At 39.7% G+C, this 24,505-nt stretch carries 25 protein-coding genes and 2 riboswitches; of the genes, 12 read left to right on the top strand and 13 right to left on the bottom strand.

What is annotated here, in order from left to right; translation table 11 throughout:
* Positions 1-2: 2 nt before the first annotated feature.
* From hypD to Q8865_00270, 11 genes are read right to left on the bottom strand one after another with little or no spacing between them, the layout of a single operon-like run.
* On the bottom strand, positions 3-1,055 hold the full coding sequence (gene hypD / locus Q8865_00320) for a hydrogenase formation protein HypD (protein MDP4151871.1): 1,053 nt from the start codon (positions 1,053-1,055) through the stop codon (positions 3-5).
* On the bottom strand, positions 1,042-1,269 hold the full coding sequence (locus tag Q8865_00315) for a HypC/HybG/HupF family hydrogenase formation chaperone (protein MDP4151870.1): 228 nt from the start codon (positions 1,267-1,269) through the stop codon (positions 1,042-1,044). Before Q8865_00315 ends, hypD begins: the two co-directional genes overlap by 14 nt.
* Before the next feature lie 2 nt (positions 1,270-1,271).
* Positions 1,272-3,560, bottom strand: a complete 2,289-nt coding sequence (hypF, locus tag Q8865_00310) for a carbamoyltransferase HypF (GenBank protein ID MDP4151869.1) — start codon at positions 3,558-3,560, stop codon at positions 1,272-1,274.
* The gene (gene hypB / locus Q8865_00305) at positions 3,539-4,186 is read right to left on the bottom strand and encodes a hydrogenase nickel incorporation protein HypB (protein ID MDP4151868.1); all 648 of its coding nucleotides are present in this window, start codon (positions 4,184-4,186) and stop codon (positions 3,539-3,541) included. Before hypB ends, hypF begins: the two co-directional genes overlap by 22 nt.
* Positions 4,187-4,197: 11 nt before the next feature.
* Positions 4,198-4,542, bottom strand: a complete 345-nt coding sequence (locus Q8865_00300; GenBank protein MDP4151867.1) for a hydrogenase maturation nickel metallochaperone HypA — start codon at positions 4,540-4,542, stop codon at positions 4,198-4,200.
* Between the two features lie 2 nt (positions 4,543-4,544).
* Entirely contained in the window at positions 4,545-4,898 is a 354-nt protein-coding gene (locus Q8865_00295) for a 4Fe-4S dicluster domain-containing protein (GenBank protein ID MDP4151866.1), read from the bottom strand.
* 4 nt (positions 4,899-4,902) lie between these two features.
* A complete protein-coding gene (locus Q8865_00290; protein MDP4151865.1) occupies positions 4,903-5,982 on the bottom strand; it encodes a nickel-dependent hydrogenase large subunit in 1,080 nt (359 codons plus the stop codon).
* Positions 5,982-6,350 (bottom strand): NADH-quinone oxidoreductase subunit C, encoded by a 369-nt coding sequence (locus Q8865_00285; GenBank protein ID MDP4151864.1) that lies wholly within the window; start codon positions 6,348-6,350, stop codon positions 5,982-5,984. The genes Q8865_00290 and Q8865_00285 overlap by 1 nt, the downstream gene beginning before the upstream one ends.
* The gene (locus Q8865_00280; protein MDP4151863.1) at positions 6,347-6,796 is read right to left on the bottom strand and encodes an NADH-quinone oxidoreductase subunit B family protein; all 450 of its coding nucleotides are present in this window, start codon (positions 6,794-6,796) and stop codon (positions 6,347-6,349) included. The genes Q8865_00285 and Q8865_00280 overlap by 4 nt, the downstream gene beginning before the upstream one ends.
* 12 nt (positions 6,797-6,808) lie before the next feature.
* Complete coding sequence (locus Q8865_00275; GenBank protein MDP4151862.1) at positions 6,809-7,660, bottom strand: NADH-quinone oxidoreductase subunit H; 852 nt, start codon at positions 7,658-7,660, stop codon at positions 6,809-6,811.
* Positions 7,657-9,570 carry a proton-conducting transporter membrane subunit gene (locus Q8865_00270; GenBank protein ID MDP4151861.1) on the bottom strand — a complete coding sequence of 638 codons (1,914 nt, stop codon included), beginning with the start codon at positions 9,568-9,570 and terminating at the stop codon, positions 7,657-7,659. The genes Q8865_00275 and Q8865_00270 overlap by 4 nt, the downstream gene beginning before the upstream one ends.
* 304 nt (positions 9,571-9,874) lie before the next feature.
* Between Q8865_00270 and Q8865_00265 the strand changes: the two genes are divergently transcribed.
* From Q8865_00265 to Q8865_00235, 7 genes are all read left to right on the top strand, one after another.
* The gene (locus Q8865_00265; protein MDP4151860.1) at positions 9,875-12,055 is read left to right on the top strand and encodes an alpha-galactosidase; all 2,181 of its coding nucleotides are present in this window, start codon (positions 9,875-9,877) and stop codon (positions 12,053-12,055) included.
* Positions 12,056-12,093: 38 nt separating this feature from the next.
* Positions 12,094-12,191, top strand: a riboswitch (TPP riboswitch).
* Between the two features lie 45 nt (positions 12,192-12,236).
* Positions 12,237-12,335: riboswitch (TPP riboswitch) on the top strand.
* Between the two features lie 51 nt (positions 12,336-12,386).
* A complete protein-coding gene (gene thiD, locus Q8865_00260; protein ID MDP4151859.1) occupies positions 12,387-13,196 on the top strand; it encodes a bifunctional hydroxymethylpyrimidine kinase/phosphomethylpyrimidine kinase in 810 nt (269 codons plus the stop codon).
* The gene (gene thiC / locus Q8865_00255; GenBank protein MDP4151858.1) at positions 13,186-14,514 is read left to right on the top strand and encodes a phosphomethylpyrimidine synthase ThiC; all 1,329 of its coding nucleotides are present in this window, start codon (positions 13,186-13,188) and stop codon (positions 14,512-14,514) included. Before thiD ends, thiC begins: the two co-directional genes overlap by 11 nt.
* On the top strand, positions 14,504-15,331 hold the full coding sequence (gene thiM / locus Q8865_00250) for a hydroxyethylthiazole kinase (GenBank protein MDP4151857.1): 828 nt from the start codon (positions 14,504-14,506) through the stop codon (positions 15,329-15,331). Before thiC ends, thiM begins: the two co-directional genes overlap by 11 nt.
* 14 nt (positions 15,332-15,345) lie before the next feature.
* Positions 15,346-15,999 (top strand): thiamine phosphate synthase, encoded by a 654-nt coding sequence (gene thiE / locus Q8865_00245; protein ID MDP4151856.1) that lies wholly within the window; start codon positions 15,346-15,348, stop codon positions 15,997-15,999.
* A complete protein-coding gene (locus Q8865_00240; GenBank protein ID MDP4151855.1) occupies positions 15,992-16,645 on the top strand; it encodes an HAD family phosphatase in 654 nt (217 codons plus the stop codon). Before thiE ends, Q8865_00240 begins: the two co-directional genes overlap by 8 nt.
* Positions 16,642-17,265, top strand: a complete 624-nt coding sequence (locus Q8865_00235; protein ID MDP4151854.1) for a thiamine diphosphokinase — start codon at positions 16,642-16,644, stop codon at positions 17,263-17,265. Before Q8865_00240 ends, Q8865_00235 begins: the two co-directional genes overlap by 4 nt.
* Positions 17,266-17,314: 49 nt before the next feature.
* Here Q8865_00235 and Q8865_00230 read toward each other — a convergent pair whose 3' ends face one another.
* Complete coding sequence (locus Q8865_00230) at positions 17,315-18,073, bottom strand: TPM domain-containing protein (protein MDP4151853.1); 759 nt, start codon at positions 18,071-18,073, stop codon at positions 17,315-17,317.
* Between the two features lie 13 nt (positions 18,074-18,086).
* Complete coding sequence (locus tag Q8865_00225) at positions 18,087-18,650, bottom strand: LemA family protein (protein MDP4151852.1); 564 nt, start codon at positions 18,648-18,650, stop codon at positions 18,087-18,089.
* A 214-nt stretch (positions 18,651-18,864) separates the two neighbouring features.
* Between Q8865_00225 and iadA the strand changes: the two genes are divergently transcribed.
* The 5 genes from iadA to Q8865_00200 all read left to right on the top strand — a co-directional run bounded on the left by iadA (position 18,865) and on the right by Q8865_00200 (position 24,484).
* A complete protein-coding gene (gene iadA, locus Q8865_00220) occupies positions 18,865-19,989 on the top strand; it encodes a beta-aspartyl-peptidase (GenBank protein MDP4151851.1) in 1,125 nt (374 codons plus the stop codon).
* Between the two features lie 3 nt (positions 19,990-19,992).
* On the top strand, positions 19,993-20,808 hold the full coding sequence (locus Q8865_00215) for a cyanophycinase (protein MDP4151850.1): 816 nt from the start codon (positions 19,993-19,995) through the stop codon (positions 20,806-20,808).
* On the top strand, positions 20,798-23,428 hold the full coding sequence (cphA, locus tag Q8865_00210) for a cyanophycin synthetase (protein ID MDP4151849.1): 2,631 nt from the start codon (positions 20,798-20,800) through the stop codon (positions 23,426-23,428). The genes Q8865_00215 and cphA overlap by 11 nt, the downstream gene beginning before the upstream one ends.
* A gap of 92 nt (positions 23,429-23,520) precedes the next feature.
* Positions 23,521-24,075: a hypothetical protein gene (locus Q8865_00205; protein MDP4151848.1), complete on the top strand. Its 555-nt coding sequence runs from the start codon at positions 23,521-23,523 to the stop codon at positions 24,073-24,075.
* Positions 24,050-24,484: a spore germination protein GerW family protein gene (locus Q8865_00200; protein MDP4151847.1), complete on the top strand. Its 435-nt coding sequence runs from the start codon at positions 24,050-24,052 to the stop codon at positions 24,482-24,484. The genes Q8865_00205 and Q8865_00200 overlap by 26 nt, the downstream gene beginning before the upstream one ends.
* Positions 24,485-24,505: the final 21 nt, after the last annotated feature.

Raw genomic sequence — 24,505 nt, 5'->3', positions numbered from 1 at the left:
TATCACCTGTTTTTTGATTGATTATGAAACCATATACCGCAGGTTCCTTCGCTTGATACCATGCAGGGACCTACAGGAGTAAGCGGTGTGCAATTGGTTTTAAAAAGCGGACAGTCATGGGGGCTGGCCTGTCCTATTATTACTTTGCCGCATAAGCAGTTTGCAGGTTCGGCAGCTAAGTAATCATTTTTGCTGCCTGCATCAAATTCTCGATATTCTTCAGATAAGAAATATCCCGAATCGTTTATATTACCGAGTCCTCGCCATAAAGATTCACTTAACTCAAAATATTTTGAAATCTTTTGTTTAGCATCAGTATTGCCATTCTTGGAGACGGCATTGGTATAAAGATTATGCACTTCATTAGTTTTATTGTTAGACTGCATAATTAAATCATAGATGGCGGCAACGATATGTTCAAAGCTAAAACCACTGACAGCAAGGGGAATATGGTATTTTTCGCAGAGAGGCTTATAGACATCGGCACCGATAATAGTGCTTACATGCCCGGGCCCTATAAATCCGTTGATTTTTTGACTGTTATCACAAATCCAATATAAAGCCGGCATAAGAGCCTTTATTGAAGTTAAAAATTTTACGTTCATAAGATTCTTTTCAACTATTTGGTCTAGCATCAGAGCGTATATGGGAAGGGTGGTCTCAAATCCGACTGCTGCAACTATATATGTCTTTTCGGGGTTTGATTCTGCCCAATATATTACGTCCATCGGAGAATACATAATATTAATTTTTCCGCCTGATGCTTTGACTCTTGACAGAGAAGTTTTGCTTCCCGGCACACGTACCATATCTCCAAAGGTACATAATATATTGTTTTCCCGTAACGAAAGCTGTGCCGCATAATCTATATAGCCGGATGGGGTGACGCATACAGGGCAGCCGGGGCCTGATATTAATTTAATGTTCGGAGGCAGAATTTCGTGTATACCGTATTCGAAAATACTTCTTGTATGTGTGCCGCAAACCTCCATAAAAGTTAGAGGCGGACCGTTATAACTTTTAATTTCATTGATATAATCATCAATTGTTTTCATTTACGACCTCGTCTAATAAAGAAAAAAGCTCAGTCAACTCGTCTTTTTCGTCATTTCTTAGAACTGAAATTGCACATCCGGCATGGATAAGCAAAAAGTCGCCTAATTTTGCGTTTACTACGCCAAGTTCTACGGGCAGGATATTGCCGTTGACGTCAACTTTTCCGTGTTTTCCGTCTATTTCAATAAGTTTACCTGGCACTGCAATGCACATAATTATTTCTCCTTTGCTGATGCTGTCGCCAGACCTATATAAGCCTGACCGAGAGATATACCGCCGTCCCCAGGTGGCACGATGGCATTTGTATATACTTTAAAGCCGTCTTTTTGTAATAGTGAGAAGGAACCTGACAAAATGATACGATTTTGAAATACGCCGCCGCTTAATGCAACAGTATTTATGTCGTATTTTTCTCTAAGTATTTTACACATGTCAAGAATGAGCTGACAAACAGTAGAGTGGAAGCGTAACGCAATAAAACCAGCTTCCTCACCCTCTTCTTTAGCTTTCATTATAGAACGCAGGCATGGGGACAGGTCAGCAATAAACATTTCGTTTTCACTGTTTATATTAAAAGGATATGGTGTAGGTTCAGAACTTATATTCATACACTTTGCTGCTGCATTTTCAAGCTCGATTGCACACTGACCTTCATAGCCTGATTCATGACATATGCCGAGGATTGAACTTACGGCATCGAATACGCGCCCCATGCTTGACGACATAATAGTGTTAATATCGCTGTTCAAAGCGGCTCGCACAAGTTTTTCCCGGGCATTATCGGACTGCGGGGCAAGTCCTGCGTCGCTCAAAAGGCACAAGGCTGATTTCCAGCCCTGTTTTATTGAATCGTCTGAGCCAATAAATTTAACAGACTTAAGATGTCCTACCCTTGTAAAGCTCGCAGGGGATGCAATAAGAAATTCGCCGCCCCAGATAGTTCCGTCAGTTCCATATCCGGTTCCGTCAAAAGCCACACCGATTATACTGCTTGTAATATTATTTTCTGCCATTACTGAAGCTATGTGAGCGAAGTGATGCTGCACTTTTATAACCGGTAAGCCAGCAGTTAGCGCGTATTTTGTTGATTCATATAGTGGATGCAGATCACATACAGCTAGCGTTGGAGAAATGCCAAGCAGTTTTTGCATGTCGTCAATGGTATCTTTATAAACTGAAATCGTTTCGCGGCTGTCTAGATCACCAATTTCAGTGCTTGGATAGATTAACGAGCCAAAAGAAAGAGAGGTTGTATTTTTTTGCTGTGACCCGCAGGCGAGTATTGAAATCCGATTATTTAAAGAAGTTTTTATAGGAAGAGGAACATAGCCTCTGGCTCTGCGGATTAACTGTGTGTGCCCGTCAATAACGGCAGCGACTGAATCATCGACACGGCGAAGAATGCAGCGGTCATGGCTTATAACCCCGTCTAAAAGGTTATTATCAATAAAGAATTTCTTTATTTCATCATCATCTTTTATTATCGGTAAAGTTGTGCTGTTTGCGCTGGTCATTATAAGAGGGCCGGTTTTTGATAGGATAAGGTGATGAAGGGGGGTATAAGGCAAAAAAGCGCCTAAAAATCTGCTGCTGCCATACACTCTTTCAGAAAAATCTGTATCTTTTCTTTCTAATAGAACTATAGGTTTTTCACGCGATAACAAAAGGGCTGACTCTGCTTTGTTTATAAAGCAGAGTTTTTCTATTTCTTCAATTGAAGGGAACATTATAGCAAAAGGCTTCTCTTCCCGACCTTTAAGAAGCCTGAGATTGTTTACAGTCTTATCCTCATAGGGGCTGCACGCCAGATGATAGCCGCCTATACCCTTAACAGCGATTATGCCGCCGTTCATAATAGTTTTTACTGCACGTTCTAAAGCATCATAGCCTTCGACAGTTAATGCTCTATCAAAAAAGGTCAAAACTGGACCGCATTTATTGCAGCAGACAGTTTGCGCATGGCATCTTCTATCGGCGGTATCTTTATACTGAAAGTCGCAAAGGCCGCAAAGCGGAAATTCACCCATAGTGGTATTGCCTCTGTCATAAGGCAGTTTGTTAATGATAGTAAATCGTGGGCCGCAGTTTGTGCAGCTTATAAAAGGGTTTAAGTAACGCGGATCGTCTTTTGCAAAAAGCTCTCTCAGGCAGTCACCACAAATTGATATATCAGGTGAGGGCATTGCCAAGTTAAATTTGCCCTCTGTGCTCTTAATTATCTTAAAATCTTCAAAGCAAACTTCATCTTGTTCTATTGGACTAATGTCAAATATAATTATTTTTGATCCTGCCGGGGGGCTGTTTCTTATATTATTTAAAAATAGCAGCAGGTCTTCTTTACTACCAGCTGCCTCAATATAAACATTGTCGCTTTCGTTTTTTACAAAACCTTTAATATTATAAAAGCTGGCAAGTCTTGCTGTAAAAGGGCGGAATCCAACGCCTTGAACCACGCCCTCGATCCGAGCTGTAACAAAATAGTTTAAATCCTTTTTTTCAGCCATGAACAGACCTCGTTAAAACCTTCTCCAGTTTTGCATGAGACCTCAAAGATAGGAACCTCTTTATTTAGAGCCCTTATACCCCGTTTATAGTATTCAACATCGAAATCTACGTAAGGAAGCAAATCTATCTTATTTAATAGGATAATACCTGCTTTTTCAAAGGCAAGAGGATATTTGTACGGTTTATCCGCGCCTTCGGTCACTGATGAAATAAGCATTTTTATATTTTCACCTATATTGAATTCAGCAGGACACACAAGATTGCCTATGTTTTCTATAAAAAGCATGCCTTTTTGAAGAGGCTCAAGCTTTTTTATTGTATTATCAATTACATTAGCATCAAGATGACAAGCGCCGCCGGTATTGATTTGTACGCTTGTTATTCCAAGAGATTTCAACTTTGCAGTATCGATGTCAGATTCTATGTCACCCTCGATGACATATGTTTTAACGCCTTCAAGCTCTTTAATAATTTGTATCAAGCTTGAAGTTTTGCCTATTCCGGGGGCACCCATGATATTTACGGTATAAACGTTATTTTCCGAAAGCTTTTTAAAAATACCATCTGCAATTCGATCGTTTTCAGAATATATGCTTTCCAACACTTCGACATTTTTTTTAGCCATTATATATTCCTTTATAATTCAAGTTCTACGCTTTCAACGTAAAATTCTTTTCCTATTTCAGTTGGATTCCCAAGAGCGCCGCATGCCGGGCATTCAAAAGAAAACCGCGGGCGGATGAAATTCTTCCCGCAGTTTGGGCAGTACATCTCAGGTTTGATTGATTTTACTTCAAGTTCTGCACCTTCGGCAGGCGTCCCTAAAGCAATTAAATCAAAATACATTTGGACGGATTCCGTTATTATCCCGGACGATTCGCCCACAACGATAATTACTTTAGAAACGTTTTTAGCATTATTTTTCCTTGCTGTATCCGATGCTATTGTTACTATCCGCTCGGTTAGGGAGTATTCATGCATATTTACTGCTGACTTTCAGCCGACTTAGTGAATTTGTCTACTGACTTGATCGTCGCAGGTGCTGTGTATGTGTTTTTCATAACAAGGCACTTTTTAGGGCATGCCTCGACACAGGCATTACAGGTCACACAGCGAAAACGGTCAATAGACCACTGTTTATCATTTCTCGAAACCTCGATTGCATTTGCGGGGCATTTTTTAGAGCATAGTCCGCAGAAAATGCAGCTTTCAATATCATTTTGTATAGAGCCGCGAGTGCTTAAATAATACTCGCGCTTCTTAAAAGGATACATGCCGGTGGCAGGCTTGGAGAATAAACTTCTTAATACAATTTTTGCAATATGAAAAACTGACATGGGATCACCTTTCTGTACAGCTAATACAAGGATCAATTGTTAACACCAAAATCGGAACGTCAGCAAGATCACAGCCTTTTAATACTTTAACTAAAGCAGGCAGATTTGCAAGCGTTGGGGTTCGAACACGAACACGATCTAAGAATTTAGTGCCGTTTGCTTTGACATAATATATAACTTCTCCGCGCGGCTGCTCAAGACGAGCGAAATACTCTCCGTCAGGATTTCCTTTGAACGGCGTATCTATTGTGCCCTGCGGCAATTTCTTAACAGCTTGTCTTATCAGGTCTATAGACTGGAAAATCTCTCTTATACGGACTTTGCACCGGGCCATACTATCGCCGTTTTTTTCAACGATAGGATCAAAATCAAGCTGACCATACGCGGCGTAATTAAGCTTGCGCATATCCTGACTAACACCGCTTGCACGCAGCATAGGACCGACGGCACCAGTTGAGATTGCGTCTTCAGTTGACAAAACCCCTACGCCCTCCAAACGGTGGCGAACGGTGACACTTTCAATGAACACAGAGGATATTTCCTTGATCTGCGGCTCTAAATCATTAAGAATATCAAGGATTTTAGTTAACATTGCCTCGTCAAGATCTCTCTTCACTCCGCCTATTTTAACTGCTGAAAAGATTACGCGACCGCCTGTGATTTCCTCCATGATGTCAAGAATCTGTTCACGGAGTTTCCAGGTGTGCATAAACAGGCTTTCAAATCCAAAAGCGTCTGCGCAAAGACCTAACCAAAGCAGGTGACTGTGAATCCTTGAAAATTCAGCGCCGATTACTCTTAGATAAAGGGCCCTTTCAGGAACCTCTATACCCATGATATTTTCAATTGCCTGGCAATATCCCATACCATGCATGTAACTGCATATTCCGCAGACGCGTTCGGCAACGTAAGTATAGGCATTGAAATCTTTCTTTTTGACAAGCATCTCAAGCCCGCGGTGTACAAAGCCGATTGAAGGAAGGACGTCAACGACTTTTTCATCTTCCATTACAAGGTTTAAATGTATAGGTTCCGGCAAAACAGGATGCTGAGGACCAAAGGGAATGACCATTCTTTCGGACATTAGAGTATTTCCTCCTGTTTCTCGGGATTTAAAGCAAAGGGTGCTGAAACTGCGGTTTTATATAATTTTCCTTTAAAATCAATAGGCATATCTGTGACATTTATTCCAAAAAGTTCGGCAATTTCATTTTCATAAATAAATGCACAGTCATATACTGATTGAATGCTGGGGACAGACTCGCCGCGTTTGGACAACAATCTTAGATTTATGAATTCATAATTTTTATCGAAAGTATAATTTATCTGTATTTCGGTTTCGGTTTCTGTGCAGCCAATCTGCACAAGGCGATAACCTTTCTCCTTAAGCGTCGCACACTTTGATAAGAGCGTGTCCAGATCTATTATTTCGGTTTTTTGCTCCTCTGTCATGCGTTTTCCTTCTTATCCGTATTATTTTTCTGGCTGTATTTCTGTTCGAGAACATCAAGACCTTTAACAACGCCGTCTATTATTGCTTCGGGGCGGGCGGCACAGCCCGGGACATAGACATCGACAGGGATAAGTTTGTCTACTCCGCCCATGACATTATAGCAATCTGCAAAAACTCCGCCTGACGCTGCACATATTCCCACTGCGATAACCACCTTTGGGTCGGGCATTTGGGAATAAATATTTTGTATTACCTCTTTATTTTGTTCATTGACAGAACCTGTTATTAAAAAGATATCAGCGTGCTTAGGGTTCCCTGTATTGATTATTCCGAATCGTTCAATGTCATACAGAGGGGTCAGACAAGCGAGGACTTCGATATCGCAGCCGTTACAGCTGGAACCGTCATAATGTATAAGCCATGGAGATTTTTTAAAATATGACATTGCTCTCTCTCCTTATTTTACAAAATATAAAATCAATATGTTTGTAGCTCCGAATACTAACGCCACAATCCACGATGATTTTAATAACCACTGCCATTTTACTCTAGCATTTGTGTTATCAATGAATGTCTCAATAAAATAAACTAAAAGTGAAACTAGAATACCGATTATAGGCGATACGGCAAAGAACAGGTAAACCGTTCCGAGTAAAAATATATTTTCATACCAATGTGCAATTTCTATCATTGCAAGGGATTTACCTGAAAATTCTGTTTTTATTCCGCTTACTACTTCCTGATGAGCGTGATGAGACATAGAGAGATCAAAAGGTGATTTCTTCATCTTTATTGTAAGAACGAATAAATAGCCGATAAATACACCCGGCAAGTAAATAATTGCGGGTTTATCAAATGCGACAATATCGTGAATAAAAAAGCTGTGTGTCACCATGTACATGCCTATCGCCATAAGTATAACCATTGGCTCGTCTGACATCATAGAGATAAGTTCTCTTTCTGAACCTATAAAGCTATAGGGTGAATATGTCGAATAACCGCCGAGAACAAAAAAGATTCCGGCAAGTGTTGACGAAAATACAGTTAGAAGTATATCTTCTCCCGTAAAAAGCATTGCGCCTGTAAATACTGTGAAGATGAGAAAACAGATCATATAGAAATTCTGAGAGCTGTTTACGACAACGTTTTCCTTTTGGAAAAGTTTGAATACATCATAAAAAGGCTGGAAAATGCTTGGCCCAACCCTTTTTTGCATCCTTGCCGAAATGATTCTGTCGAGACCCGACAATAGTCCGCCTAAAATAGGGGCAAATATAATAAAAGCGATTGAAATCAATATTATTTTCATATTAGTATTATACCAAACAATACGGCTATCAGTAAAGTTGTTGTTACTACGCCTATTTTGCCCAGTTTATCCTCCCCAAAATAATTTTCAAAATAGTAATTTCTAAGTTTAAGTTCTTCAACGTCCATTTTAGTTGTATGAAAACGTGTGTTAGCTTCATATAAAAGATTGTTTTCTGTGATATTTGCACCGCATAAATAGGCAATGACGTGTTTCTTGTCTTTATGCTGCAATAATATCTGGAACGGAAGGGTCAATATAAGAGCCATCATAATAAGCATTATAACAATGTTTCCCGTATTCATCGAAACATCCTGCTGATATAAATGACGTATATAAGGATCAATTATATGGGTAGAAATGCTTGGGAAAGCTATGCAGACAAGGACAGTCAATGCAGAAAGGGTGCCCATTGTGAACCATTCAGCGGATGACACTACTTTTTCCTGGTTTTCAGACGGGTGAATGATCATGATTAATTTACCCATCCATTTTGTATAGAAGAACAGCGTTGCGGAACTTCCGAACACAACAAAGAACGCGATAAATGGATTTGCAACGATCAACGCCTCCAGTGCCGCCCATTTACTTATCAGCATGCCAAACGGAGCTAGGAACATGCCTGAAATACCAATCAAAAGACAAACTGTAACTTTAGGCATACGAAGGATAAGCCCGTCCATATCCTCTATGTTAAGGCTGTCTATGCCGTGTTCTACTGTTCCGACGCTTAAGAACAAGAGCGATTTTGCAACTGCATGGAAAATCATAAGCAAAATTGCGGTCCAAATAGCCTGATATGTCCCGACGCCCGCGCATGCAACGATCAGACCTAAGGTTGAAATTGTCGAATAGGCCAGCAGTCTCTTGACGTTATGCATTGAGATTGCAATAAATGATGCGAGTAAGAATGTTATTGCACCGATAAGCGTAAGCGCAAAACCGGCTGGGGTATTCTTAAGTAACGGCGACAGACGGATGATAATATAAACCCCCGCCTTTACCATTGTACTTGAATGCAGAAGCGCTGAGGTAGGAGTTGGGGCAACCATTGCACCTAAAAGCCATGACGAAAAAGGCATCTGGGCTGACTTTACAACACCAGATAAGCTAATCAGAATTGCCGGCACCATTGCAGCCGCAGGAGCTAAGGCCATCAATTTATCAAGCTCAATAATTCCCTGAGTTTTAAACAGCCAGGCTATACCGGCTAAAAAGGCAAGCCCTCCTGCCATATTCATGATTAATGCACGATAGGAGTTACGTATTGAATCTTCACGGCGAGTATAACCGATAAGTACAAAAGAGCAGAAGGTGGTTATTTCCCAAAAGAACAATAGCCACATGAGGTTATTTGACAAAACGAGCCCGAACATTGCCGAAATAAAAGCATAGACAGTTGTGAAAAACAGTTTTGACTTATCTTTCATCAGTTTATGGTGGTGATATTTAGCCATGTAGCCTATAGCAAAAATGCAGATCAATCCGCCGATTATGCCTACTAGCAGCACCATAATCAGTGAAAGATTATCCAGCATTAGATCGTATTCCGAATGTATTTTTCCGCTGTAAGCCAGTTCAAAAGCGAGTGAGGATATTATCTGTAAAACAGCTAAAACAGAAGCCCAATATTTTTTATCGCGAAAACCTGCATAAATAATGTATATAGAAATCAATACTGAAATCGACGTCATTAGTGTGTTTATAAAATCAATATTTACTGCGAACATCAAAGGTTCTGAGTTATTAATATTCAGAACGAATAACCATATCGACGCTGCCGCTATAAGAAACACAGATATTTTTATAATAGCACTACGCAAGGCTTGATTATTGATTACTGCCATTGCAAGCATTATTAATAATGGAAAAAGTATTAAGAAGAGCATTAAAAACATTACAATCTGCATTATCATTTTCCTTTTTATAATATATTTTATAAATATAGGCAATTGTAAATTTAAACTTTGACCCAAATATAATATTATAAATAAAATACGACAAATTACAATATTTTTTTGCCGTTTATTTTAGTAATATTTTTATTTGCAAAAATATATTGTAAAATCGTATACTAGTTGGAATAAACAAGGCATATTTATCAAATATTCATTAACAATTGTCTTATAAAATAGCTTATTAAGAAAATACATATTGTTGCTGCAGATAAATTATTATAGTATAAAACAAAACAAGTTGATTGGGAGAATTGTAATGGAGACCAAAGAAAACGTAACGCTTAAACATAACGATATAGCAATGGAGTTTGAAAACACAAAAAAAGGTCTGTGGCTTAAGGCATTTAACTGCGGGGAAGTTTCTAAATTAAATAAAAGTGTTCCTTACCCCTGCTTTCAGCTTTCTGTTGCAGGTATACCGTATGGTGGAAATAATGCCCTTACTGAAATATACTCGGCTTTGCCAACCGAAATGAATATGGAAGACATAAAAAGTAACGATGAAGAGATCATTATTACATATAAACATGAAAAATTGGGACTATCCGTTAAAGTTGATATGCAGCTTATTAAAGGTGCAAATGTAATCAGACAGACGACAGCTGTCAGAAATGACGGGGATTCGCCGGTTATCTTGACCCATGTATCTTCAATGTTTATGAATGGTATTGCAACAGACGGAATTAGACCATGGTATGATGAGAAGAAAGTGAAAGTTCATTATTGCAGACAGGCTTGGAATGGGGAAGGTCAGTGGAGAAATTCAAGCCTTTCCGATCTGGGACTTTATAAATGCACGACTCACCCCGGGGCATCGGCTGTTCACTTTTCGTCACAAGGAAGCTGGAGTACTGGGAGACTTCTTCCGATGGCGGTAATTGAAGACATAGAGTCAAATAAAGTTTGGTATTTTCAGATCGAAACGTCTTCAAATTGGCACATGGAGATTGGATACATGGGCTCATGGAAGAATGATGACGGCGCCTTATGTATTCATGCCGATGCGGCAGATGAAAGATTTGGCGGATTCAATCTTACGCTTAAGCCGGGTGAAAGCTTTACTTCTGTTCCGGTTGCTGTCGGATGCTGCAAAGGAAACTTTGACGATGCAGTAAAAGAGCTGACATCTTACAGAAGAAACGTGCTTAAACCACGGAAGGCATGGGACAATGAATTCCCTGTTGTGTTCAATGATTATATGAACTGTCTTTGGGGCAATCCGACAATAGAAAAGCTTACTCCGAAGATAGACGCCGCCGCGGAAGAGGGGGCTGAATGTTTCTGCATAGATGCCGGATGGTTTGGAGACAGGGACAAATCCTGGGGAAGGATGCTTGGCGACTGGATACCGAGTAAGGACAGATTTGACAAAGGCCTTGAAAGCGTGCTTGATTATATCAAGTCAAAAAATATGATACCAGGCGTATGGCTTGAGATGGAGGTTTGCGGAGATGAATCGAATCTCGGAAAAAAGCCGGATTCGTGGTTTTTGATGCGAAATGGAGTTCGTGTCGGAGGGGGAGCACGCTGGTTCTTAAACTTTGAAAATCCTGAAGTAAGAGGATATTTACATAATATAATTGACAGCTTGGTTTCGATGGGCGTAGGTTTTATTAAAAATGATTATAACGCATGCATAGGCTCAGGGTGCGATAAGGGTGGCATTGCTTCATCTTATGGACTAATAAAACACTTTGAGGCATTTTATTCATTTATTGATGAAGTCAGAAAAAAACATCCGACTTTGATAATAGAAAACTGCGGCTCGGGCGGAATGAGAGAAGATTATGGCGTTTTATCGCATTTCCATATTCAAAGCTCCAGTGATCAGGAAGACTGCTATAATTTCCCGTCTATTGCTGTTGGGAGCCTAGCGTCCATTCTGCCGGAGCAGCTGGGAATATGGGCTTATCCTTATCCGCTTGTGTTTGCAAACAAAGATAATCCGGATATATTAAAAGACCAGAAATATCTAGATATGTTTGCTGATGGGGAAAAGACTATTTTTAATATGGTAACTGGATTGTGCGGAAACATGTATCTTTCCGGCAATCCTGATGCTGCTGACGAATTCAATATGTCCCTAATAAAAGAGGGGATTTCGCTTTATAAATCGGAACGCAGTCATATCCACAATTCACACCCGGTCTGGCCGATTGGTTTTACAGATATAAATAACAGAAATTCATGGGCGAGTGTCGGACTTGTGAATGATGAAAACAGCAGAGTGCTGCTGGCGGTATGGAGACTTCAGAGCGGTGAGGAATATATAGAACTTCCAATTCACAAATGGGCAGGCAAAAAAGCAGCAGTAAAACAGCTCTATCCGTCAAGCGGATTTGAAACTGAATTTTATTATAATGAAGACAAAGGCGCACTGACAGTTCATTTTAAAAATTGCTGTCAGGCAAGGTTTTTTGAAATAAAAGTCTTATGATCTGATGTTGACAAAGTAATATAAATCACTATAATTAAATTAGATCGCGGGGGAACCGATTGGTTGAGAAGGTTAAAACCTGACCCTTTGAACCTGTTAGTTAAGACTAACGTAGGGAAGCTGTCATATACTTTGGTATTTGAAAGGCACCTGCTTAGGTGCCTTTTTAATTTTAATATTATATCGTTTGCGGGGGAACCATTTTGGTTGAGAAGGTTAAAACCTGACCCTTTGAACCTGTTAGTCAAGACTATCGTAGGGAAGCAAATGCCTTTAATTTTAGGGGCGCTTTCCTGATGGAAAGCGCTGATTTTTATTTAGGGAGATCAAGATGAAAAAAGCATTAAGTATCGCAGGCTCTGACTGCAGCGGCGGAGCTGGGATCCAGGCAGATTTGAAAACATTTTCGGCGCATGGCGTTTATGGCATGAGTGTGATAACTTCAGTTGTCGCTGAAAATACATGCAAAGTCTATGAAATTGAAAATATCTCACCCGATATTGTGGGCAGTCAGATAGATGCAATATTCGAGGACATTGAAACGGACGCCGTAAAAATCGGGATGCTTCCGACTGCCGACTGCATGGCGGTTGTTGCAAAAAAACTCAGGTTTTACAGGCCAAAGAATATTGTTATCGACCCGGTGATGTACTCAAAAGATGGCAGCGCTTTAATGGACCCGCAGTCTGTTGATATTTTTATAAATGAAATTCTGCCGCTGGCGGATGTTCTCACTCCCAATATCCCTGAAGCTGAAAGGATTTCGGGAATAATAATAGATAATATTGAAAGCATGAAAAAAGCTGCCAAAATAATTTGCCAAAAAGGCTGTAAAGCCGTTCTTGTAAAAGGAGGACATGCGTCAGGAGATGCAACAGACGTTTTGTTTGACGGGGAGCAGTTTTACTGTTTCAGCACTGCAAGAATAAATACAAAAAACACACACGGGACAGGATGCACATACTCTTCTGCGATTGCTTCAAATCTTGCGCTGGGCATGGCTGTTCAGGCATCTGTTGAAAAGGCAAAGACATATATGACGACGGCTATAAAACATTCACTTGTTATTGGAAAGGGATTTGGTCCTACAAATCATTTTTATGATTTATATAAAAAAGGAGAAATAGATTATGATCTATAAAACCCAAATGGAAGCCGCAAAAAACGGTTTTGTTACAAAAGAGATTGCAACGGTGGCAAAGGAAGAACTGATAGATGAAAAGGTTCTGTTATCCAAAGTTGCGGCCGGAACTGTTGCAATTCCGGCAAATAAAAACCATAAATCTTTACACCCATATGGAGTCGGTGAAGGACTCAAGACGAAAATCAACGTAAATCTCGGTATTTCAGGTGACTGCGCTGATTACAGCTTGGAAATGGACAAGGTTGAACTCTCGCTCAAATATGGGGCGGAAGCGATAATGGATCTCAGCAATTACGGCAAGACCCGAGAATTCAGAAAAAAGCTGATCGAAAGATCGACAGCGATGATTGGCACGGTTCCTATGTATGATGCCATCGGGTATCTTGAAAAGGACTTAATGGATATTACCGCAAAGGATTTTTTGGATGTTGTCCGCGTTCACGCTGAAGAAGGCGTCGATTTTATGACAATACATGCCGGGATAAACCGCCGCGCAGTTGAAGCTTTCTCGAGACAGAAAAGAATTACTAATATAGTTTCACGCGGGGGCTCGCTGCTCTTCGCATGGATGAAAATGACGGGAAATGAAAATCCGTTTTATGAATATTATGACGAGCTTTTAGATATTCTTCGTGAGCATGATGTAACGATAAGTCTCGGCGACGCGTTAAGACCAGGCAGTATTCATGATGCGACCGACGCAGCGCAAATATCTGAACTAATAGAAATAGGAAATCTGACTAAACGCGCATGGGATAAAGATGTTCAGGTGCTTGTTGAAGGGCCGGGACATATGGCTATTGACGAAATCGCCGCAAATATGAAACTTGAAAAGAAGCTTTGCCACGGCGCGCCGTTTTATGTCCTGGGGCCGCTTGTGACTGACATTGCCCCGGGCTATGACCATATAACCTCCGCTATCGGCGGTGCAATTGCAGCAGCTAACGGCGCAGACTTTCTTTGCTATGTAACTCCGGCTGAGCACCTGCGTCTGCCTGACCTTTCAGATGTAAAAGAAGGGATTATTGCCTCTAAGATTGCCGCACACGCGGCAGATATTGCAAAAGGTGTGAAGGGGGCGCGTGAAATCGATAATAAAATGAGTGAGGCGCGCCGCAGCTTTGACTGGGATACAATGTTTGCGACCGCTATAGACGGCGAAAAAGCGAGGTCTTATTTTGAGAGTGTTCCGCCGGCTGACCGTCACAGCTGTTCAATGTGCGGAAAAATGTGCGCCATGCGTACGGTAAATAGAATTTTAAACGGGGAATCCGTTGAGATACTAGGAAAGGAATGTGAACAAAGTGGGAAATAATACTACTTTAAAATGTGCTGAACTCATTAGTGAGGTGCGCAGTAAAAAACCGTTAGTTCACCATATTACTAATTATGTTACAGTGAACGACTGCGCCAACATTGTGCTTGCCATCGGAGCATCGCCAATTATGGCTGACGATATAGGAGAGGTGGAAGATATCGTTTCTATTTCCTCAGTTTTGGTTATAAATATCGGAACGCTTAACAGCCGTACGATAAATTCGATGATCGCAGCCGGCAAAAAGGCAAATGAATTAAAGATCCCTGTTGTGCTTGATCCAGTCGGAGCTGGTGCTTCGCCGCTTAGAAATGATACTGTTAACAAGCTAATTAGTGAAATAAAATTCAGCGTTATACGCGGGAATATGTCTGAGATACGTTTTATCAGTGGACTCCACGCAAGCACAAGAGGTGTTGACGCATCTGAAGCCGATGTGAAAGGAACAGAAAGCGGCATCCAAGTTGCAGAAGAACTTGCAGAAAAACTTAAATGCGTTGTCGCTATTACCGGCGCTGTTGATTATGTATCTGATGGTATTAGAACAGTAAGCATAAAAAACGGCCATCCAATGCTTTCCTCCGTAACGGGGACTGGCTGTATGTGCACATCTCTTATCGGTTCTTTTTGCGGAGCCACAAGGGATTATTTCTTAGGCGCGGTTTCAGGCATATCATCAATGGGTATAGCAGGAGAGACCGCCTTTGAAAAAGCCGGAGATATGGGAACAAGCAGTTTTAGGACGGCGCTTATTGACAGCATAAGCAAACTTGACTCGAGATATTTTGAATCAAGATCGAAAATTGATGAAATATAAGCAAAGGATTTAAAATGATTAATAAAGCAGATGTAGATTATACTCTTTATCTTGTAACGGACCGTGGCTTAATGAGTACCGCCACGCTTGAAGAGGCTGTTGAAAATTCTATAAAGGGCGGCTGCACCGTTGTACAGCTGCGCGAGAAAGATGCTTCATCGAGAGAATTTTATGATATTGCAATGAATATAAAGCGTGTTACGGATCATTTCAATGTTCCGCTTATTATAAACGACAGAGTTGATATTGCGCTTGCTATGGATGCCGCCGGCATACATATAGGTCAGGGTGATCTTCCCGCAAAATCCGTTAGAAAAATAATTGGCGCAGATAAAATCCTTGGCGTTTCTGCCTCAAGTCTAAATGAAGCATTAAATGCTCAAATGGATGGAGCCGATTATCTTGGCATTGGCGCGATGTTTAAGACAGGCACAAAGACGGACGCCAGCATTGTAACAATCGATGAACTTAACAAAATAAGAAAGGCCGTCGCGATTCCGCTTGTTGTGATTGGCGGAATTAATGAAAGAACCATACCTATGTTTAATGGAACGGATATTGACGGAGTAGCCGTTGTTTCTGCTATAATAGCAAGTAATGATATTACAGCAGCATCGGCAAGTTTAAAAAATCTATTTTTGAAAACAAAGGAGTCGGGAAATGCCTGATTTTAAGGCAGCGTTATTCGATCTTGACGGCACAGTTATCGATTCTATGGGCGTATGGGAAAAGATCGATATCGATTTTTTAGCTAAGAGAGGGCAAAAAGTCCCAAAAAATTATGCGGCGGAACTTGCGGGGCTTAGCTTTCAAAGGGCGGCAGAGTATTCAATCGAATTATTTAACTTTACCGAAAGCCCGGCTGAAATAATAGACGAGTGGAACGGTATGGCTATTTATGAATATGGGCATAACATTAAACTCAAGCCTTATGCTAAAGAATTTTTAGCCTATTTAAAAGGGAATGGTATAAAGCTTGCGGTGACAACTGCTCTTTCCCAAAACTTGTATGAGCCAGTGCTTAAAAACAATGGTATTTATGATATGTTTGACGTATTTACCTCAACAGATGATATTAAAAGAGAGAAGAATTGCCCTGATTTATATTTATATGCATGCCGAAAACTCGGAGTTTCTCCCCAAAACTGTATAGGATTTGATGATGTTTGTTCTGCAATAAAGGGAATGAAAATTGCCGGGATAAAGGCATATGGTGTATATGACAAGTATTCAGAACATGAAAAAGATGCTATAATCAAGATTGCGGATGGCTATATTCTTAATTTTGGTGAATGTTTAAGAGGTAAATTTTGAGCAGATGCATTATAATCACGTCGTATATAATAGGTAAAATTCGAGATGTGATTGATATTAAAAATGATGATTTTATAATTTGCGCTGACGGCGGATATGAGCTTGCCGAAGCTGAGAACATTGTGCCAAATGTTTTAATTGGTGATTTTGATTCATATTTTGGCGAAATGCCGGATGATATAACGGTTATAAAGGTTCCGGCTGAGAAAGACGATACCGATACGCTTCTTTGTATCAAATATGGAATCGAGAAGGGTTTCAGCGACTTTACTATTATAGGAGGCATAGGAGGGAGATTTGACCATACCTATGCAAACTTGCAGACACTGGCGTTCTTATGCGAAAAGAAAATGCAGGCTTATATGACAGACTCTGAAAATATAATCACTATGATAGAGGGAAGCAAAATAACCGTAAATAAAACCGAGGGCTGTAAATTATCACTTTTTTCGTTTTCGGATAAGTGTACAGGTGTCACATCTACCGGATTAAAATATCCTCTTTCCGACTTTACATTAGAGAATACGTTTCCGATAGGGGTAAGCAATGAGTTCACCAATGATAAGGCTGTTATAAGTAATAAAACCGGAAAACTTTTAATAATAATTTCAAAAGAATAAAGAGCAAAAAGTAACGGACTGTCGAATAAGACAGTCCGTTTTAATTTCTTTAAAATCCTCTTGAGGCTCCGCCGCCGCCGCCACTGCCGCCACCGCCGCTGAAGCCACCGCCGCCGAAGCCGCCGCCGCCGAAGCCGCCTCCACCAAAGCCGCCACCGCCGAAACCGCCTCCTCTGAAACCGCCGCCAAAGCCGCCCCACCAGAACGGACCGAAAAAGCCGCCCCCTCTGCCGCCTCTTACAATACTTAAGAGTATAAGCAGTCCTATAATTGTAACTAATGATCCGGGGAATGCATTTTTTTCATTTTTTGTTTTTGGCAGTTTCCCGGCGTCAACTCCAAGTTCTTTTAATATAGCATTATAAAGATTTAGTATGCCAGAATCATAGTCATTAGCTTTAAATGATGCAATTGCATAATTATCGAGTAATCTGCCGACTTTTGCATCATTGAGAACTCCTTCAAGGCCATATCCGACTTCAACTTTAATTTTTCTGTCTTCAAGGGAAAAAAGAATAAGAATGCCGTTATCCTTGCCTTTTGAGCCTATTCCCCATGATCTTAGCATGTCAAGGGAATAACTGTCTATATCCGCACCTTCTAGACTTTTTACAGTTGTAACTACAATCTGTAGGCCGCTGTCTTGAAAGGTTTTGCTGCCTGTATCTACTATATAATTTTTGGTTTCACTGCTTAATACATTTGCAAAGTCATTTACATAAAATTCATAGGTATGAGACGGCACTGCAGCAAAAACGTTACAACTGAATATTAAAACTGCTGTTAAACAAGCTATTATTTTTTTCAAGAATCACCAGTCCTTAAAACTGCACGTTGGGCACTGTGTTAGCATTGCCGTTCGCCTGAAAATATGCGACTTCTTTAAAACCGAACATCCCGGCGAAGATGTTTTTTGGAAATGAACGTATTGATCTATTATAATTTGTAGCTGCATTATTATAATCTTTTCTTGCAACGCTTATCCTGTTTTCTGTTCCTGAAAGTTCATCCATCAAAGAAGTAAACTGCGTGTCAGCTTTTAAATTAGGATAATTTTCAACTACGACTAAAAGTCTGGACAGGGCACCGGAAAGCTCATTGTCAGCGTTATCCATATCCTGGACAGTCTTAGCACCGGCAAGTTTAGCCCGTGCAGAGGTTACCGAATTAATTGCTGATGTTTCGTGAGCCGCATAGCCTTTAACAGTGTTAACTAAATTAGGGATTAAATCAGCACGTCTTTGAAGCTGAACGCTGATATTTGAAAACGAATTTTCAACATTTGTTTTCTGGCTTACCATACTATTATATTCCCCGGCGAAAATTACAACTATAAGTACAATTACAGCAATAACCGCGATCAATACTTTTGTTTTACTTTTCATATAGACTCCGCTTCAAGTTATAAGCTTGAGTATCGCATTTACGGCATGCGAAAAGCCGAATTTTAGTAAAATATCTAAGATTATAACATATAAAAATTATATATTCAAATTTTTCTTTGTAAATAGTTTTTGCAGTAGTTTAAATTTAAAAAAAGCATAATTTAAGTATTAATACTTAAAATAGTTTTATTAATTTTAACTACAGGAAGTATTTATGTTTACCTTACTAAAAAATATAGAGTGTTACTATCCTAAGTATGCAGGCAAAAAGAATTTTTTAATATCATTTGATAAAATTTATAAAATTTTACCTGCCCAAGATAAATGTGAAATAAATATTTGCGACAGGATTATAGACTGCGAAGGATTAACCGCTTTCCCCGGGCTTATAGACCAGCATGTTCATATTACAGGAGGCGGCGGTGAACAGGGGTTTGGCACCAGGATTAAAGAGATAGATATTGGTGAAATATTAATGACCGGTGTTACGACAGTCGTTGGACTTCTTGGAGCTGACGGATATACACGAAGCCTTGAGGTTTTGTATGCCAAAGCGAAAGCTCTGGAGCTTGAGGGAATTACGACATTCATTTATTCCGGCAGCTATGAAGTTCCTGCAGTAACTTTAACGGGTAATATCGCAAAAGATTTGATCTTTATAGATAAAGTTTTGGGGGCAGGGGAAATAGCTATTTCCGACCATCGCTCGTCTCAGCAGGATTTGAATAAAATGCTTGAACTGTCATCTCAAACACACCTAGGAGGAATGATTGGCGGCAAGGCGGGGGTAGTACATCTGCACGTTGGAGACGGAAAGAGCGGTTTGAAAATTTTAAAGGATATTTTAAATAATTCTGATCTTCCGATTGAAATGTTTGTTCCAACGCACGTAAACAGAAACCCTGAATTATTCCGTGAGGCAATAGAGTATTGCAGGTCAGGCGGCAATATCGATCTTACTGCCGGCGAAAAAGTGGGTATACCTGTGCCAGAGGCAATAAAGACATTAATAGATCAAAATGTTGATATCTCAAGAGTTACAGTTAGTTCTGATGCCAACGGAGGGTCGCCTCAGGGTGTTGCGGCGAAAATAAATGTTTTATTTGATGATTTAAAAGATTGTGTTGTTAACAAAAAAATAAATCCTGAAATATTTGCTGTTTCAACTGAAAATGTTGCCAAAATTTTAAAGCTTTATCCTAGAAAAGGCGTACTTAAAGAAAACAGCGACGCTGATATCCTTATTATTGACAGCAATTTTAATGTTAAAATGCTATTCAGTATGGGTAAATTATTAATTGAGAATGGCTGTGTGACAGAAAGTATTTCGGGAGGATAGTAAATGGAGGAAAAAACGAGAGGCTATCTTGTTATTATTGGTGGTGCTGAAGATAAAAAGGGAGACAGCGTAATATTAAAACAAGCGCCCTCTATGCTTTCAGAAAATGATGTGTTGACGGTTTTAACAACTGCAACTGAAAAGCCTAAAGAAACAGGTCAAAATTATCATGAGGTTTTTCAAAGGCTGGGCGTTAAAAATATTCAGATTTTAAATATTAATTCACGTGATGACGCAGACAGTGAAGAATATTGTGAAAAACTTAGAAATTCAAAATGCGTATTTATGACGGGCGGTGATCAGCTTAGAATAACGAGTATTTTAGGTGGCACGCTTGCCTGGACGGAGCTCAAAAAAATATATGAAAATGAAGGAATCATAATGGGGACAAGCGCGGGAGCTTCAGTTATGAGTTCCACTATGATTGTTCAGGGAAACGACAATGAGCCGGCAAGAAAATGCACGCTTAAAATGGCCCCGGGGCTTGGGCTTATAGGCGGCGTTATAATAGATCAGCATTTTGACCAGCGGGGAAGGTTTGGCAGGCTTTTGTGCGGAGTTGCTGAAAATCCTGATGTAATCGGAATTGGTATTGATGAAGATACGTCAATTAAACTTTTTCCTGATATGCATTTTGAAATAATCGGTTCAAATGCAGTTACAATAATAGACGGAAAATCAATTCAATGTTCTAATGTTTCTGAACTTAAACAAGATGAAATCCTTGCAATTATGGGTGTTACGGTTCATGTACTTCCGCAGGGGTTTGGATTTGATCTTAATAATAGAAAGGTTTTGCGATTAAAAAATGGCGACTGAACAAATAGAAATTTGCGATTTTACTATTTATAATACAAGAAATATATATAGCCACAGACCGGTTATGAAAATGGTTGTGGATATTGGTAAATACCATGATATTCCTACTAATAAAATTCCCGGTTTTAATGAAAGGCTTCTTGAAATAATGCCCGGCCTTAAGACAAATTTCTGCGGGCTCGGCTATGAAGGAGGTTTTCTTGACAGGCTTAATGAAGGCACTTATATTGCCCATGTGCTTGAGCATATGGTGCTTGAAATGCAGTATATGGTCGGTTATGATGTTCACTACGGTAAAACAAGGGTGATTGAAGAACCTTCGTTATACTATCTTGTATATGAGTTTCAGAATGAAGTTTGCGGTATCGAATGCGGCAAAGCATGCGTATATATTTTGAACTGTCTGCTGACTAATGAAAAAATAGACATCGAGGATTTTTTATATTATTTAAGAAAGGTGTCTCAAGACGCGGAACTCGGACCTAGTACTTCTGCTATCGTAGATGAGGCAAAAAATAGAGGAATACCGGTAACGCGCATTGGAAATGAAAGCCTTGTTAGACTAGGATATGGCAGGCATAGCAGAATTGTAGAATCTACACTTACAGACGCGACTTCCTGCATATCGGCTGATATTTCCTGCAACAAACAGCTTACAAAGTTTATTTTAAGTGAAAATCAAATACCAGTTCCAATAGGGAAAGTTGTTTACTCAGAAATATCGGCATTAGACGCAGCATCAAAAATAGGGATGCCTGTAGTTGTAAAACCGTTTGACGGGAACCAAGGTAAGGGCGTTCATCTAAACTTAAAAAACAAAGATGAAATAAAAGCGGCTTTCCGTGAAGCAAGTAAATTCAGTAAGGGGATCATTGTAGAGAAATACGTTAAAGGAAAAGATTTTAGGATCCTTGTTGTCGGAGACAAAGTTTGTGCAGCTGCAGAGCGGATTCCTGCCGGAGTTATCGGGGACGGGAAGCATACTGTTGCAGAACTGGTCGAATTAGTAAATGATGACCCCAGCAGGGGGGAACAGCATGAAAAGCCGCTGACTAAAATCAAGTTAGACAATGTATCGGTCAATGTTCTTAAGAAAAATGGTCTTACCGTTGATTCAGTTCCAGAAAACGCGCAGTTTGTTGCTTTGAGGGAGAACGGAAACTTAAGCACTGGCGGCATCGCTATCGACTGTACCGATATAATCCATCCTGACAACGCGGATATCGCGGTGCGAGCCGCGAACGCAATCGGAATAGACATTGCTGGTATCGATATAGTTACAGATGACATTTCAAAATCGATATTTGAAACAGGCGGAGTGGTCGTTGAGGTGAATACGGCCCCAGGAATAAGGATGCATCTGTATCCAAGCAAAGGAAAACCTCGTAATGTTGCAAAAGAAATAATTAATTTATTATTTCCTGATGAAAATACGACAAGGTTTCCGATTGTATCGGTAACAGGTACCAACGGCAAAACAACGGTATCGCGGTTGATACAGCATGTTTTGTCCATTGCAGGATTGTCCGTCGGTCTTACCAGTACAAGCGGGACTTATATAAATCGGAAATGTATTTGCAAAGGCGATAATTCCGGACCAAGAAGTGCCCGTTCTCTGCTTGCAAATAAAAATATAGATGCAGCAGTTTTAGAGACTGCACGAGGGGGGCTAGTCAGAGAGGGACTTGGATATGATTTAGCCGATGTCGGAGTAATTACAAACATTGCAGAAGACCATCTGGGTCTTGATGGTATTGATACGATTGAAGACTTGGCGTTTGTCAAATCCCTCGTTATCGAGGCAATCAAGGAAGACGGTGCCGCTGTTTTAAATGCCGCTGATCCAATGACCCCGAAAATATTAGAAAGAGTAAAAACAAAAGTAATTTTATTTTCCAAAAACAAACAGGATGCAAAGCAATATATAGGTAAAAACTACACATTTGTTTATCTGGATAAAAATAATATAACCATCGAAGACGGCAAAAAAATAATTGCAGTTACAAATATACAAAATGTTCCGATAACTCTCGGAGGCTTGATCGATTGCAACGTTGAAAACACATTGACGGCGGTTTCTGCTCTTTATGCACTTAAAATTCCGGTAGAGATAATTAAAAAAGGGTTAAATACCTTCGTAGAAAACTCAGGACGATTTAATATGTTCGATCTTGATAATGTCCGGGTAATGCTGGATTATGGACACAATCCGGCAGGCTATGAACAGGTATTAAAAACATGTAAAAAACTGGATCACAATAACTTGATCGGCATAATAGGAATGCCGGGAGACCGTATGAACTCAGCGATGCAGCAGGTTGGGAAAATGTGTGCCGAGTGCTTTGACAAAATATATATTAAGGAAGATCTTGATTTAAGAGGCAGACAAAATGGCGAAGTTGCAAAAATATTCTATGATTCCATAATCGAAATCGGATATTCAAAAGATAATGTAATAATTATAGAAGGCGAAGTTGACGCTCTTAAACAAGCGCTTGATGATGCTAATAAAAACGACTTAATCGTTTGTTATTATGAAAAATTAGAACCGCTTCAGAAATTATTGCTTGACAGAGGAGCGACAAAAGTTAAATCATTTATGATGCCAGTGCTAATATAAACATTTTCGGTTAATATCGTTATTTCTCAGAAATATTTGTTCAGTGTAATAAAAAACATGTAGGAGAAAATAAAATACGGAGGTAAACTCCTATGTATCTAATTTTATTTTTCTTACTTCTTGCAGTAATTTTTATTGTTCTCTTATTGGAAGAACCTTTGACAGTAACATTTTTGATCGATACTGATAATGAAGATGCACGAGTTTTAATTAAATGGCTTGACCCTTTTTTTAATGCCAGAGTCAAAATGGTGAATTATAGACCTTTTCTGTCGATATATATCTTTAAATTAAAGGTGTATTCAAAGGCTGTAAAGTCCCGAAAAAAACAAGGCAAGAGCAAAGGTAAAGGCATAAGTATAATTCGCTCTTTGTATCTTCAAGACTCTTATGCAAACATGTATTACAATCTAGGTGACCCGTTTTTGACAGCTGTGACGGATGGTGCGCTTCTTATTTCCGGGACTTATTTGAGCAAAATGGAAATAAACCAAATTCCAGATTTTTATCCAGACCATGCTTATATTTATTTTGAGGGCGGAACTGAAATTGATCTGGTAAAATCTTGGATCAGGTACAATCATGCGAAAGAAAATCAAAAAGTAAAAAGGAGAGAAGAATATGGATCAGTTCAATTTAGCCGATAATGTTAACACCCTATTCCAAAGCCTTGAAAACTTCACGCAAAAAGAGGGAGTAATAGGTAAACCCGTATCACAGAGTGATAAAACATTTCTTCCTGTAGTATCTGTGACAGTTGGCTATGGTGGTGGAAATGCTTCTATGAAAGGTCAGTCAAACACATCTTCTACAACTTCCTACACTTCAGGAACCACTGGATCTACAGGAAACGGTTCAGGTGCGCTTGGTCTTGGCGCTAAATTAAACACAGAGGCTATTATCCTAATAGATAAAGATAATGTATCAGTTTTGCCGATGTCAGGAGCAGGTGCCGGAGCTACTCAAATAATTGATAAACTCCCACAGATAGTATCAGGTTTGCAGAACAAGGGTCAGCAGGGTTCAACATCTTCAACATCTTCCGCATCAATGTAGTAAATCACTAGAAGTAAAAAA

It is taken from the genome of Bacillota bacterium (genome assembly GCA_030705925.1).
Lineage (GTDB): Bacteria > Bacillota > Clostridia > Oscillospirales > Feifaniaceae > JAUZPM01.
This window is presented reverse-complemented; position numbering and strand designations above follow the sequence as displayed.

Bases quoted from the DNA above. Each gene is read 5' to 3' on its own strand.
- hypD (MDP4151871.1), bottom strand. From the start codon at position 1,055: ATGAAAACAATTGATGATTATATCAATGAAATTAAAAGTTATAACGGT.
- Q8865_00315 (MDP4151870.1), bottom strand. From the start codon at position 1,269: ATGTGCATTGCAGTGCCAGGTAAACTTATTGAAATAGACGGAAAACAC.
- hypF (MDP4151869.1), bottom strand. From the start codon at position 3,560: ATGGCTGAAAAAAAGGATTTAAACTATTTTGTTACAGCTCGGATCGAG.
- hypB (MDP4151868.1), bottom strand. From the start codon at position 4,186: ATGGCTAAAAAAAATGTCGAAGTGTTGGAAAGCATATATTCTGAAAAC.
- Q8865_00300 (MDP4151867.1), bottom strand. From the start codon at position 4,542: ATGCATGAATACTCCCTAACCGAGCGGATAGTAACAATAGCATCGGAT.
- Q8865_00295 (MDP4151866.1), bottom strand. From the start codon at position 4,898: ATGTCAGTTTTTCATATTGCAAAAATTGTATTAAGAAGTTTATTCTCC.
- Q8865_00290 (MDP4151865.1), bottom strand. From the start codon at position 5,982: ATGTCCGAAAGAATGGTCATTCCCTTTGGTCCTCAGCATCCTGTTTTG.
- Q8865_00285 (MDP4151864.1), bottom strand. From the start codon at position 6,350: ATGACAGAGGAGCAAAAAACCGAAATAATAGATCTGGACACGCTCTTA.
- Q8865_00280 (MDP4151863.1), bottom strand. From the start codon at position 6,796: ATGTCATATTTTAAAAAATCTCCATGGCTTATACATTATGACGGTTCC.
- Q8865_00275 (MDP4151862.1), bottom strand. From the start codon at position 7,660: ATGAAAATAATATTGATTTCAATCGCTTTTATTATATTTGCCCCTATT.
- Q8865_00270 (MDP4151861.1), bottom strand. From the start codon at position 9,570: ATGCAGATTGTAATGTTTTTAATGCTCTTCTTAATACTTTTTCCATTA.
- Q8865_00265 (MDP4151860.1), top strand. From the start codon at position 9,875: ATGGAGACCAAAGAAAACGTAACGCTTAAACATAACGATATAGCAATG.
- thiD (MDP4151859.1), top strand. From the start codon at position 12,387: ATGAAAAAAGCATTAAGTATCGCAGGCTCTGACTGCAGCGGCGGAGCT.
- thiC (MDP4151858.1), top strand. From the start codon at position 13,186: ATGATCTATAAAACCCAAATGGAAGCCGCAAAAAACGGTTTTGTTACA.
- thiE (MDP4151856.1), top strand. From the start codon at position 15,346: ATGATTAATAAAGCAGATGTAGATTATACTCTTTATCTTGTAACGGAC.
- Q8865_00240 (MDP4151855.1), top strand. From the start codon at position 15,992: ATGCCTGATTTTAAGGCAGCGTTATTCGATCTTGACGGCACAGTTATC.
- Q8865_00225 (MDP4151852.1), bottom strand. From the start codon at position 18,650: ATGAAAAGTAAAACAAAAGTATTGATCGCGGTTATTGCTGTAATTGTA.
- iadA (MDP4151851.1), top strand. From the start codon at position 18,865: ATGTTTACCTTACTAAAAAATATAGAGTGTTACTATCCTAAGTATGCA.
- Q8865_00215 (MDP4151850.1), top strand. From the start codon at position 19,993: ATGGAGGAAAAAACGAGAGGCTATCTTGTTATTATTGGTGGTGCTGAA.
- cphA (MDP4151849.1), top strand. From the start codon at position 20,798: ATGGCGACTGAACAAATAGAAATTTGCGATTTTACTATTTATAATACA.
- Q8865_00205 (MDP4151848.1), top strand. From the start codon at position 23,521: ATGTATCTAATTTTATTTTTCTTACTTCTTGCAGTAATTTTTATTGTT.
- Q8865_00200 (MDP4151847.1), top strand. From the start codon at position 24,050: ATGGATCAGTTCAATTTAGCCGATAATGTTAACACCCTATTCCAAAGC.